General features: G+C 40.3%; 8 protein-coding genes. 1 reads left to right on the forward strand and 7 read right to left on the reverse strand.

Going from position 1 to position 12,463, the window contains the following annotated elements; genetic code table 11:
• Positions 1–102: 102 nt before the first annotated feature.
• Entirely contained in the window at positions 103–345 is a 243-nt protein-coding gene (locus ESV85_RS12835) for a hypothetical protein (RefSeq protein WP_146918212.1), read from the forward strand.
• A gap of 433 nt (positions 346–778) precedes the next feature.
• Here the strand turns inward: ESV85_RS12835 and ESV85_RS12840 are convergent, their stop codons facing one another.
• The 7 genes from ESV85_RS12840 to ESV85_RS12870 all read right to left on the reverse strand — a co-directional run bounded on the left by ESV85_RS12840 (position 779) and on the right by ESV85_RS12870 (position 11,409).
• Positions 779–1,672 (reverse strand): hypothetical protein, encoded by an 894-nt coding sequence (locus ESV85_RS12840; protein WP_223275993.1) that lies wholly within the window; start codon positions 1,670–1,672, stop codon positions 779–781.
• A gap of 4 nt (positions 1,673–1,676) precedes the next feature.
• Positions 1,677–3,131 carry an MBOAT family O-acyltransferase gene (locus ESV85_RS12845; RefSeq protein ID WP_146918213.1) on the reverse strand — a complete coding sequence of 485 codons (1,455 nt, stop codon included), beginning with the start codon at positions 3,129–3,131 and terminating at the stop codon, positions 1,677–1,679.
• Positions 3,132–3,812: 681 nt separating this feature from the next.
• On the reverse strand, positions 3,813–4,997 hold the full coding sequence (locus ESV85_RS12850) for an FG-GAP repeat domain-containing protein (RefSeq protein WP_146918215.1): 1,185 nt from the start codon (positions 4,995–4,997) through the stop codon (positions 3,813–3,815).
• A 28-nt stretch (positions 4,998–5,025) separates the two neighbouring features.
• Positions 5,026–7,881, reverse strand: a complete 2,856-nt coding sequence (locus ESV85_RS12855; RefSeq protein ID WP_146918217.1) for a PVC-type heme-binding CxxCH protein — start codon at positions 7,879–7,881, stop codon at positions 5,026–5,028.
• 50 nt (positions 7,882–7,931) lie between these two features.
• Complete coding sequence (locus tag ESV85_RS12860; RefSeq protein WP_146918219.1) at positions 7,932–8,579, reverse strand: DUF1080 domain-containing protein; 648 nt, start codon at positions 8,577–8,579, stop codon at positions 7,932–7,934.
• A 99-nt stretch (positions 8,580–8,678) separates the two neighbouring features.
• Positions 8,679–9,410 carry a creatininase family protein gene (locus tag ESV85_RS12865; protein ID WP_223275994.1) on the reverse strand — a complete coding sequence of 244 codons (732 nt, stop codon included), beginning with the start codon at positions 9,408–9,410 and terminating at the stop codon, positions 8,679–8,681.
• Positions 9,411–9,516: 106 nt separating this feature from the next.
• Entirely contained in the window at positions 9,517–11,409 is a 1,893-nt protein-coding gene (locus tag ESV85_RS12870; protein WP_146918223.1) for a tetratricopeptide repeat-containing sensor histidine kinase, read from the reverse strand.
• Between the last annotated feature and the right edge of the window lie 1,054 nt (positions 11,410–12,463).

Genomic DNA, 12,463 nt, shown 5'->3' on the forward strand with positions numbered 1-12,463 from the left:
ACCTGCTGAGAATAATGTCTATAACCTGATTTCTGCCTCAATAATAAGTGATCATATATGTATCCATACATTGAAATTTTAAACATATAATTTTCTGTAGGTATGGAAGAAATCGAGCGTATGCTTTTGTCTACGGTATTTGAGGAGCTTGGAGAGTTACTAAAGAATCGTGCTACTGGAGTAGATACTGATAGTTTCGTATATAAATATTTGTTTAGAAGAATGCCCCAGATGTTCGAGAAGCATCAGGTAGACCTTCGTTCTCTTTCTATAATCTCCTTCACAGATTACTATTTGGTGACGGTCAATTTTAAGCATACTGCTAAGTTAAAATTGAAACCTTAGGCGATCTCATCAATTACCTCATAACTGAAGCCTAAAGTGCAAAGGGGATGATTTCAGCTCCTTGTTCAACCACCGTGGTCTGTGTCACAGACCATTTCCCATTAGGAATTCGTTTCCTTCCCTCGCCTGCCCGCCGCGGCGCAACTACCAACCACCCAACTCCATTCTCCCCTTTAGGGGTCGGGGGTCACCACCTGTCCGCTGTGGCGAACCACCAACCACCAACTTCCCACTTCCCAACTTCCATCCATTTTAAATTATCCATTCCTTCACTTTAAATTCCCGACTTCGACTCCTGTCACACTGAGCATTTGAGAGACGAGAGTCTCGAAATCGAAGTGTCAGTCTGACAAGTTGCACATGTTCAGCAACTAAAAACTCCCCAACCAACAACCACCAACCAACAACCACCAACCAACCCCTCTCTCTTCAATCAATTAACCTTCTTTTCCTCCAGACTGTCGAATAATATCTCTGTAAATTTCTCCCCACCTTCTTTATCCAAATGATCCATGTCTCTAAACATATAGTCTTGTTCCATATATAGACTATCAAAATCTATAACATGTAAATTGTTGATTATCAAAATACTATCTGCATTATAGCTTTCATTGTCCAAAATACCTAAATATGTCTTGGTCAATGGAAATCTCAAACCAATTAACTCTATATTGTTTGCCTTACAAATAGCTATAATCCTTAGCAAGGAACTTGACATTACTACTGAAGGCAAAGCAAATTCAAAGTAATTATTTATACGGTCTGTACTTATTTCTTTTTGCTGCAAAGCGGACATATCCTCCCAAGAATTCTTAGATCTACTTCCTCCCCACTTTGAGATATCAAACAATTCATTCTGCAGGAAATTTTTTATTATTAAACTATACCTATCATTCACAAACACACAATAATAGTTAAGGTACTTATCATGTATGAATTCCTTATAACTTGAATAATCCTCTCTATCACTATAATAAGCAGATCTGTCCAGGTTATTTTGATCCTCTCTCGTTGGGGATAGGGTGTGGTCATCTACACTGATATAGATTTTGTTTACGGTGGTATGTCGTATCAGAAATCTCAACTTACGCTCCATATCAAGATAGGAATCGCTTTGACCCGAGAAATTATGTACATCATGGATTTCAGTGAAATCACCTAGGGGAGTGCCATGGGAGTCCGCAAGAAGGTATTCTGAATACCCTAAATCAACTTGATCATAATCTCTAATATAAAATGCACGGATTAAAATGAACAATAAGAAATTGAGCACTACTAATAATAAGAGGAAAATAGAAACTTGTTTGAGGAACAGTTTTATCATCATAATATCAAAAGTTGAAATATATAAACTCTATTTCTTCTGAGGTATTCCCGAATATATCGATGATCAGGATGATCAGGAAATAAATGGACCATCTGTGGGCTTTGCTCGGCATTGCTTGCATCCTGGAAATGGCATATTGACCAAATCTGCCCTTCCATTCCACTACAAGAAATCCGAAGATCAATATCAATATGGTAAGTGCTCCGGGGAACACCGAGAAGTCAGGAACCTGAAATAGCTGTGCAGTAAATATCCCGGATATGTAGCTCATGGCATGACTCATACTCTCAGCCCTAAAAAATATCCATGAGAACACGGTCAATGCAAAAGTGCCTAGAATAGAAGAAAATTCCCTCAAACTCGGACGTCTCTTGTCCATTGCTACAGTCTCAAGATTTTTTCTGTTGGTACCAAACAACAACAATGGAATAAAATAAATGGCGTTCAGAGCTCCCCAAACTATAAAAGTCCAATTTGCACCGTGCCAAAATCCACTGACAAGGAAAATGATGAAGATATTCCTTATCTGCTGCACCTTACTTCCTTTACTGCCACCCAACGGGATGTATAAATAATCTCTAAACCAGGTGGAAAGTGAAATATGCCATCGGCGCCAAAACTCTGCTATATCCCTTGAGAAATAAGGGAAGGCAAAATTCTGCATCAAATTGAACCCAAATAATCTTGATGTTCCAATTGCTATATCAGAATAACCCGAAAAATCCCCGTAAATCTGGAAAGTGAAAAATACTGCGCCCAGCACTAAAGTACTACCTCCATATTCAGTGGAGTTGTTAAATATCGTATTGGCAAACTCTGCACAGTTGTCTGCAATAACTAATTTCTTGAATAAGCCCCATAGCACTTGTCGCAAGCCATCCTTTGCTTGTAAATAATCAAACTTTCTTCTTTCAAAAAACTGTGGAAGCAAATTAGATGCTCTCTCTATCGGACCGGCTACAAGCTGAGGGAAAAAACTAACGAATGCTGAAAAGGCTACCAAGTCTGTCGTAGCTCGTAATTTCCTTCTATATACATCTATAGAATAACTCATGGTTTGAAAAGTGTAAAAACTAATTCCAACCGGTAATATAATATTCAGGCTATTAGCTTTTATAGGCATGCCCATAAATGTAAAAGCTGTAATAAAATTATCTAAAAAGAAATTGTAGTATTTAAAAAACCCAAGCAGTCCTATATTGACTAAAATACTCAAAACCAAGAGACTCTTACGTAGGTGACGATCTTCCGCTTTATCCAGTTGTTTCCCTACTATAAAATCTACTAATGTGCTGAATGCTATTAAAGCCAAAAACCTCCAATCCCACCAGCCATAGAAAAAATAACTCGCGATTACAATTAGAAAGTTTTGTGACCTGATGCTTTTTTTAAAAACAAACCAATATAATACAAATACTATTGGTAAAAATACAGCAAAGTCAAGTGAATTGAAAAGCATGTGTAATTGAGGTTAATCCTTAATTGAAAAATAATTTACACTTAGTGCTGATCTATAAACATATGTATAAGTTTCTCCCTTAAAGTGTGTTACCAAAATTATTGCTCTTCATAGAATTATTTTTTTTTTATAGGAATGAATAGTCAAGAAAATATCATCCTCCAGATTCACTCACGCTCAGGTCCTTTCCTACTTCAACAAATCATGTTGATGCTAATTTTCCCACATCAACACGAATTCTTTAACTATTCCGGAGCTTTTTTTCTCCCTGCAGCTATCGCAAAGCCTTTATTAACGTACCTCTGGTATTTCAGCTCCAAGTAAACGAATTTTTGTCAGCTTTATCATTTTGCTCACTCATCCAGCTCATGTTCCCATCCACCAGTCCGTGGATTTTGAAAGGACCGTATACTTCTTAGGCATGGATAATTGATTCGAAAAATAGGAAGATAAAAACTAAAAGATGCCATTTCTTGGACTTTAAAATTTGACATCAACTCCCACTAATCCATTTCCTGACTTCTTTCATTTCCATTCCGCACCTTTAGGCCTGGGCTATTATTTGATCCACCTCCTCTGTAGCGGAATCAAGAGGCAAGAATCAAGTCATAAGAATCAAGATTTAACTTGATTTTCTTCCCTAGAGCTTTGGTACTTAGGTTCAGCCTTCTGCCTTACAGTTTACTTTTTAATTTGATTTTCGAAGAGGAAAATGCCATTCTTATTTGCGATTACGATGTCAGGTTTGCCGTCCTTGTTCATGTCTTCTACGGTGATATTCAGCCCAGCGCCCGAGTCATTGTCTATGATATGCTCGCGGAAAAAGGGACCTATCATGGGTGTGAATTCTATATAAAACAAATAAGGAGTATCAGCATCACCGGCGTCATTTCCATTATGCGCCAAGTATCTTTTTCCTGTAATCATTTCCTGATCTCCGTCACCATCCAGATCAGCCATTACCGTGGCATGAGTTTGTGCCGTTAGATTTGTGATTAGATGAGTTTTGAAAGTAGAATCATCTAATTGCTCCTGCCACCATACGCCAAGAGAATGCGCTGATGCACTGACCACATCATTTTTCATATCCCCATTTACATCTAGAATCTGCATGTGCGAAGCAGGTTCGCTGATTAGGACAGGGTGAAAAATCCAGTCGCCAGATTTCTGATTGGCTTTACCTTCAAACCAGCCTTCAGCTATCACTACATCATTGATTTTGTCACCATTGATATCACCAAAGCCAAGACCATGTGAGTAGCGGTCAGTTCCCGGTACATTTTCTCCCGAAAGAGCAAAGCGCTTCCATTTGGTTTCTCCGGGTTTGGTAGGAGCCTGAAGCCATATAATTTGCTTCTTTTCCGGATCTCCGCAAAGTATATCCAGTCGTCCATCTCCGTCTATATCAATGAATCCGGGCGATTCAATTGAAATCCCAACTGAATCAGCAATGATATGCTTTTGCCAACTGCTGCTTTCAGTTTTTGGGTTTTCAAACCAATAGCCGGGAGTTCCGGGATAATCTACAATTACTACATCATCCCAGCCATCCAGATTGACATCCATGCCAAGATTCAGGAAGGAATTACTGTATTCCTTTCTAGGGTCAAAAACCCGAGATGGTGAGATTTCATGTCGCGTCCAATTAGGCGCTTCAAACCAGAAATATCCAGCAACTATATCCATCAGGCCATCCTTATTTAGGTCAGCTACCGCTACTCCTTCGGAAAGGAAGTCGCGGGTAATTGTCGTTTTCTTGAAGTCAGACTCATGTTGTTCTTGACTAAGAGCTGGATTTGAAAAGAAGGAAAGAGCCAAAAGGCTAAACAGTCCTGTTCCGGAAATTTTAAAAATTTTACTTTTCATAATGTTGTTTAATTATGTCTGAGGGTTTTTAAGGTTCTAAGGTGATTTTAGCTAATTGCATTTTCAACTCATGATTGCTGTGAGAATCAGATTCAGCTAATGATTGCTTGAGTTTTTGCAAAGCTGCTGTTGATTCTGCAGTTTTTAGCTCACCAAGTTTCTGCACGGTGTATTTCAGAATCAATGGATTTGAAGCTTTTTCTGCCAAAGCCAAAGCTCGGTCAGCATCAAGATCTGCCAAGGGTTCTACTGCATACCAAAACATCAACGGCATATTGTGATCATCCATGTCTTCGGATCGCTGAACCAATGCATCCATCACTTCCCAACGCATAGCAGGTTCCAATCGAAGCATAGCAGAAGTTAAATAGAGTCTCACTAAAGCTGATTGATCTTTTTTAGCCATGCTGGCGAATTGTGCCAAAGTTTCAGTTGATACCCTTTCATCTTCCACTTCTAGTTGAATTGCCCAGCTTCGGATGTATTCATCAGGATCTGAAATCAATTCATTTAGGTCTTTTTCCGAAAGACTATTTGTCACATGCAATGTCCATAGCGCTCTTAGCCTGTTTGTCGTTTCTGGATTGCTCGCCAAAATGTTCTTTAGCACAGCCACGGCTTCCGGAGTCGCACCTCGTTCTTGTAGGATGGTTCTAGCTTGGCGGGCATACCATTCGTTTTTATGCGTTTGGTAAGTGGCAAGTTCTACGCTGCTGGCTTTGGATAAATCCACTTTTACCCAGACATCATTTTCATGGGAAATCTTAAAAATTCGCCCCAATGACTTGTCATGCACGTCTGGATTTGGGCTGTGACACTGGTTTTGATCATACCAGTCAATGGCGAATACTGAGCCATCTGGGCCATACTTGAAATTGAGCCATTGTGACCAGGAGTCGTTCATGGCCATAAAGTCATCCTGATGTTTCGCCACATAGCCAGATCCATCTCGGGTAAGTTGATCAATATTCAGTCGAGAGCCATTGATGTTATTCATGAAGATATTGTCGCGATATTCTTTGGGCCAGGTATCTCCACCCAAGTAAATCATGGCACCGGCATGTGCATGTCCGCCACCTGCAGATGCTGAGCGGAAGTTGCCGGCATGTGGCCCACGATCGCCTACCCAGTGCACATGATCTGCGATGGTTTTGATATCATCATAGGTGTAAGGGTTGAAATGTTTTCCGGCTTGTCTTTGGTAGCGAGCTCCCTGAATGACATGATACATATGAGGAATCACACAGACAGTGATGAATGGATGTCCGTAGCTATTGAAATCAATGCCCCAAGGGTTGCTGCTGCCTTCGGCAAAAACTTCAAACTCATGTCTCGTCGGATGATAGCGCCAAACTCCGGCATTGATTTTCGTACGCTCATCATCTGTGGATCCGGGCTTGCCTACATTGGAATGGGTGAAAACTCCATGAGTTCCATACAGCCAGCCATCTGGACCCCATCTCAGATTATTTAGTACCTCGTGGGTATCGTCTGTTCCCCAGCCATCAAGTAGTTTGACCGGTGGGCCTGTAGGTTTATCATTTTCAAAATCTGCAGGGATGAATAAGAGGTAAGGAGCTGCTCCAAGCCATACTCCACCCATTCCGACTTCTATTCCACTGACCAGATTGAGTCCTTCGGAAAATACTTTTCTGGAATCCAAGGTGCCATCGCCGTCAGTATCTTCGAAAATTAAGATGCGATCCTTTCCATCACCTTCTGGCGCTGGAGTAGGATAGGTGTGCCCTTCAACTACCCAAAGTCTACCCCTAGGGTCAAGTGTAAAGCTGATTGGTCGGATGATATCCGGTTCGGCGGCTGCAAGTGTGATGGTGAATCCTTCCGGTGGAGTCATGGCTTTGGCAGCTTCGATTCCAGAAAGTCCAGAGTTCAAAACTGGATCCAATGGAGGTAGAATGATAATGTCTTCTTGTTTTAATTCATTGGGAAAGTTTGGACGGCTTGCATAAAACTGGAAATCATCAAAGTTGATATGAGCCCATTTGTCATCTGAGATGTATGGGATTTGGGAGATGCCTGTTTCCTTGTCGATGATTCGGATGAAAATAGACTTGTCTAGATAGGAACTTAAATCCACCACAACTGGCTGTAGCGTGGCGCGACCTTGCCCTGTGGATTTGTAAATCACTTCATTCGATTCTGCTAATACCAGTTCTACTCGTGTATCTGCCAAGGCTCCTCCCGAAACCAAAAAACTTGCAAATGGCTGAGTCACCTGAAAAGGAACTGAAGTCAGCGTTCCTGTCAATTTATAATTCTTCGTTCCGCCGCTACTTAGGAAGTCTTTTCCCTCAAAGTTTATCTTATCCTCTTCGCTGTGAACGGGAGAAGGATCAGTAGTGAAAATAGGACTGACAAATGCATCTCCAGAAGCTGTCCAATCCTGAAGCGTACCTGTTTCGAAATTTAGATTTAACGCCTTTCCATCCTTCTGCGGGATAGTTCCGTTTATTTTGGTTTTGGTTTCATCTCCTTTTATCAATTCGAATCTCCCTACCATACCTGCCGCTCGGTGTCCCGGAATGGAGCAGAAATACGTGTCATCGCTAACAGCAATGAAGGTGATGCTTGTTGTTGAGCCTTTTTCCAGAATGGTTTCACTTTTGATTCCAAGCTTTTCCATGGCTACATCGTGCGTCATGATCTCTCCATTCGTGATGGTAATGGTGATTCGGTCACCTTTTTTCGCCCTAAGGGTAGGATTTCTGGTGCCATCTGGAGCAAAATATCCCAGGATCGTAGCTTGTAATTTGAATTCTATATCTGCAGGAGGATCATTTGGATCTATAGATGTGGCTTTTGAGGAAAAAGAATTGGCGCATAGAATGACGCAAAAAGCCATTAGTAAGCAATTTTTGATCATGGTGTTTGGGTTGATTGATAAATGAAGTAAATCCTAAATCAATCTATAATCTATTCTTTTTGAGGCAGTTCTTCAATAAAAATATCCTTAAATGCTACTTGAGCTTTTCCACCTCCATGAATTTGTAATCCAATCAAGCCTGATTGGGGAATTGTTTTGTCTTCTTCTGTATAATCTACCGTCTGATGTCCATTGATATAAAGCTGAATTCGTCCATTTTCAGCATGAACTTTATAATCATTCCAGTCATCTACGTTGATCCAAGTTATTACTTGAGCAGAGTCTGGGGCGGTCAAGGTGAGGTTTCTCCGGGATTCGTCATACAAACTCGCCCAATATCCTTTGCCCCAGTCAGCCTGATAGCCCTCCATTTCGTAAGCAGGATTTGTTAAACGTTTGCTGTGAAACTGAACTCCTGAATTAATGAAGCCTTCGTCTCCAGTCAGTTTGATTTTTAAGGTCAGGATGTAATTCTCATAACTTCGGTCGGTGACTAGGAATTCATTAGTTGGCACTGTTTCATCCAAAGAACCACCTACAATCATCCCGTCTTCCACACGCCAGGTATTCACCGTATCTCCTTGCCACCCAGCTAAGCTTTTGCCATCAAAAAGAGAAAGGGGCGAATCCACTGAGCTTTCTCCACAACTCATCAGGATGAATAAAAAAACAGCGAAAATCATATGGGTGGCTTTCATATGTATTTGATTGAAATGGAGTTTATGTCCTTATTATATATAGCTGTTACTAATTGATGAAACTTCGAATGTAGCATGTGAAATTTCGAATAATGAAGACTACAAACCAGCCAAATCCCACTTTTTGATGATCTCTTGGATGAAGGCTGAAACTTTAGCATTTACTTTTTTGAAATACTCATCGGCCTGTTCCTGATCAAAATTTGGATAGCCCTGACCTGCCTTGTAAAGTCCGATTGATGATGGGAACGGACTAGCAGACCATGTTCCAGCAGCAGGATATGCTGTGGTCATCTCAGCACTGTATTTTTCCTTGTGCACCAAAGTTGGATCGATAGCCTGTATGTAGGCAGTTTCGTTTAACCCAGCATGTCCACCGTCTTCATCGAAGACTTCAAATGTGACATCCGAGGCAAAAGACCACCAGTTCAGCACGAGAGTTCTCACGCCGAGCTCATTGGCTACTTCGGCAGCTACTTCTTGAAGGACTTTAGTTTGTCCACCTCCGTGTCCGTTGAGAATGATGATGTTTTTAAAACCATTTTTGGCTAGACCTCTTAGAATATCTCTGATGAAAGGACGATAGGCTTCTTCGGTGATTTGAAATGCTCCTGGAAAAGCTGCCATGCTTCCCGTAATTCCATAATTCAGAGTAGGAGCAATGAGTGCATTGAGATCATTTGCCATATCTCTGGCCATAGCCTCTGGGGCGCTATTATCAGCTCCATTGTTTATTACACCATGAGGTTCTAGTGTTCCGGTGGGTAAAAGCACGGTGGTGATTTTCTCTGGTACGAAGTCTGCAAACTCCATCCAGTTGATTCTATTCATTTCCCGGGTGGTTAATTGTTGGGAGAGAAGAGGCAAGGAAGTCAAAAACGCTAGAGTAAGTAGAATAAGAGGTTTCATTATATTTGGGTGAATATGGACTTATTGATTAAGATTCAACATTCTCGTTTGAGGAATCGATTTTCTCAAAGCTAAGGATGATTTCAGTTCCTTCGTTTGGTTTACTTTGGATGCTGAAAATCCCTTGGTTTTTCTCTGTAAACTGTCTTACGAGTAGTAATCCCAAGCCGGTTCCTTTTTCCTTATGGGTGCCTTCTGTTGATTTGATTCGAACCAAATTAGAGGAGATTTCTTCCATTTTGTTTTCAGAAATACCTACCCCTTCATCCTTAATATGAAGATTTATAAATCCATTCATCTGATTTACTGAATTCCATAATTTTATTTGACTATTAGGATTGGAGAATTTGATGGAGTTTTGAAGGCAGTTTTGTAAAATAATACGTAAGTGCTGAGGATCTACAAGTATGTGGATATCTTCAGAAATCAATGAAAAATCAATAGTGATATTTTTGGCAATCTTCTGGTAATCCAATTGGTCTACCTGTTCTTTTATAATTACAGAGAGGTTAGTCGGGGTTCTTTTTGTGAGAATTCCATCAAGCTGGGCATGGGACCACCGAAGTAGTTTTCTTAGCATCTCATCTGTATCGGAAACTTGTTTGATAAGAAGTTTCCTGACACTTTTTTGTTCGTCTTCATCTAGCAATCCTTCTTCTTCCAGTTCCAACAGTTCTTTTACAGACTTAATAGGAGCTTTGAGATCATGTGAAAGAATCGAAAATAGTTTGTTCTTTTCTGCATTGATGGCTTCAAGCTTTCCATTTTGGATTTGAATTTCCTTTTGCTTTTCCAGAAGAACTTGGTTTATTTTTTCTTTTTGTTTGATCACTCTTCCATAGAGGATAATCCCTATGATCAGCCCGATTAGGGCTATTATCAGAATGAAAGTAAATTTTTTATTGAATAGAGCATTGCTTTCTGCCAGTTCTTTTTCCTGTAGTAGGTTTTGATTGTCTGAGTTGGTCAAAAGAAGCTGCAGATAGCTGATTTCGGCATTTTTATTTTCATTATATAGGCTGTCCGAATAGGATTTATAAAGTTTGGAATGCTCAAAGGCCTGAACATATTGATCATGGGCTTCATAGATAGTCATCAGTGCTTTAGATAATCTAGCTTTGTCCCAATATCCCCGGGTTTTGTTTACGTAGCCTTTGGCAATATTTGCCAGTTCTAATGCTTTTCTTTGGTTTCCTCTGGCAATTTGTATTTCTGCCAATCCAGTGTAGGCAAATGCTTTTGCCCAATTGCTCAGCTCTCCAGTATAATTCAAAACACGGTTATAATAATCCTCAGACTCTTTCAGTTTTCCCTCATCAAAGTAGATCTTACCGGCTCTATTCAAAGTCATCGTGTAGATCACCCGATCATGATGCTCTTTTAGGTATTCCAAAGCCAAATCAATCGAATGATGGGCCTTTTCAAACTGACCGAGGTCAGACTCTCCTATACTTCTGTTGAAATAATTTTTGCCAACCCCGTAAGTGTCTCCCAGCCCTTTGTTTATCTCAATACAGCGGTCAAAAATTTCAATGGCTCTTTCAAGCTCATTCTGGCTAAGGTAAATAAGCCCCCGTCCGTTGAGGGCATAGCTCAAGCCTGATTCATCTAGGGTTTTGTTGAAAATTTCGCTTGCATTGGAATAATATCTCATAGACCTCACATAGTCACCTTCGACGTAATATAAGGTACCAAACAAGTTGGCTATATTTCCAACTTTATTGTCTTGTTCTAATAGTCGAGCGAGAGAGTCTGCTTGGGTGAGGTAGGCAAATGCACTATCCCATTCTACATATAAATAATATTCACTTTTCTTGATTAGCGAATCTAGAATCGCATCAGATTCCATTTCAGTAGTACTTTTTTGTTGAAAAGTGGTGAAAGCCCAAAGCAGGGAGATCAATAAAAAAGAATGGGACATTAGGTGACGTATGGAAATAAACTGTTTTAAAGGGGTAAGATAATTCACTTGTGATGAATTTATTAAAAAATAACTGTAAATACTTTTTAAAGAGATTACTATTTAAAAGCTAGAAGCATAGTGGCTTACATTCTTTTCTGATTTGGAAAGATTGCTTAATGGTTTCTTGTGATAGTATTTCGAAGCAGTTAGTTTGGAGAAGCGGTTATGTGGAGTATATAAGTGATCACTCATTGCTGATTTTTCACTCTGATCCATTTTTCAACGGCAATAATTATAATCTAATAATTAGGGTAAGTTTTTTAGCTGTACGTGTTTGTTTTATTCCACGCATTATTTTTTTATGTATATCTCCTTTTCTGCCAGGAAAGAGACTAAAGCATCATAGAATTTAGTAAATATTAGCATTTAGGCAACTTCGGTCTCCCGATTGCTATCAGGACCTCATCGGTCTTCCTGCCTTATAAGCAAAGAAATTTTGAGACTGGCATCATTGCGGATACACATAAGTGTGCCTTGAAGCGGAGGAATAAGTCCAACGCATGCTGTTGAAAAGATGATGGTAGGCCCATCGTGCAGGCTGTCAGCCAGACTTCACAAACCACTTTATGGTGCGTTTCACCGAAAGGTATTCGTATTGAGCGATAAAGAAAAGGCAGAAGTCATCTGTCAGGTGGGTAACGGGGAGCTGAACGAAAGTGAACCTCCATAGTAAAACATCGATATATCCATAGACCATACTGAAACTGAGGGGGTTTATGTGTCCTCAGGAATAAAGTCCGGCAGGAGTAAGCTGTTATTGGCCGGACAGTATGCGGTGTAAAGGAGGCAGGAACCCGTTACAGGCTTTTCAACGGAACAAGGGAACTCTTTCAGCAGTGCTAAGGGAAAGTACAAGCAGGGAACCTGTAAGGCGAATACCGAAATGCTGAAAGGGGGCGGATTCCATCGTAGTAGTTACGATATTCTGTGAAAGCAGAGGGGAGCGAAGGGTGGAACCAGAGTCGGTTTACATGGTAACAACAACTTGTAAAATGGGATGATTGATTATTAT

It is taken from the genome of Algoriphagus aquimarinus, from assembly GCF_007997215.1.
Classification (GTDB): Bacteria; Bacteroidota; Bacteroidia; order Cytophagales; family Cyclobacteriaceae; genus Algoriphagus; species Algoriphagus aquimarinus_A.

What these genes read in the sequence shown, in the direction of transcription:
- ESV85_RS12870 (WP_146918223.1), bottom strand. Translation starts at nt 11,409, where the DNA reads ATGTCCCATTCTTTTTTATTGATCTCCCTGCTTTGGGCTTTCACCACT.
- ESV85_RS12865 (WP_223275994.1), bottom strand. Translation starts at nt 9,410, where the DNA reads ATGAATAGAATCAACTGGATGGAGTTTGCAGACTTCGTACCAGAGAAA.
- ESV85_RS12850 (WP_146918215.1), bottom strand. Translation starts at nt 4,997, where the DNA reads ATGAAAAGTAAAATTTTTAAAATTTCCGGAACAGGACTGTTTAGCCTT.
- ESV85_RS12845 (WP_146918213.1), bottom strand. Translation starts at nt 3,131, where the DNA reads ATGCTTTTCAATTCACTTGACTTTGCTGTATTTTTACCAATAGTATTT.
- ESV85_RS12840 (WP_223275993.1), bottom strand. Translation starts at nt 1,672, where the DNA reads ATGATGATAAAACTGTTCCTCAAACAAGTTTCTATTTTCCTCTTATTA.
- ESV85_RS12860 (WP_146918219.1), bottom strand. Translation starts at nt 8,579, where the DNA reads ATGAAAGCCACCCATATGATTTTCGCTGTTTTTTTATTCATCCTGATG.
- ESV85_RS12855 (WP_146918217.1), bottom strand. Translation starts at nt 7,881, where the DNA reads ATGATCAAAAATTGCTTACTAATGGCTTTTTGCGTCATTCTATGCGCC.
- ESV85_RS12835 (WP_146918212.1), top strand. Translation starts at nt 103, where the DNA reads ATGGAAGAAATCGAGCGTATGCTTTTGTCTACGGTATTTGAGGAGCTT.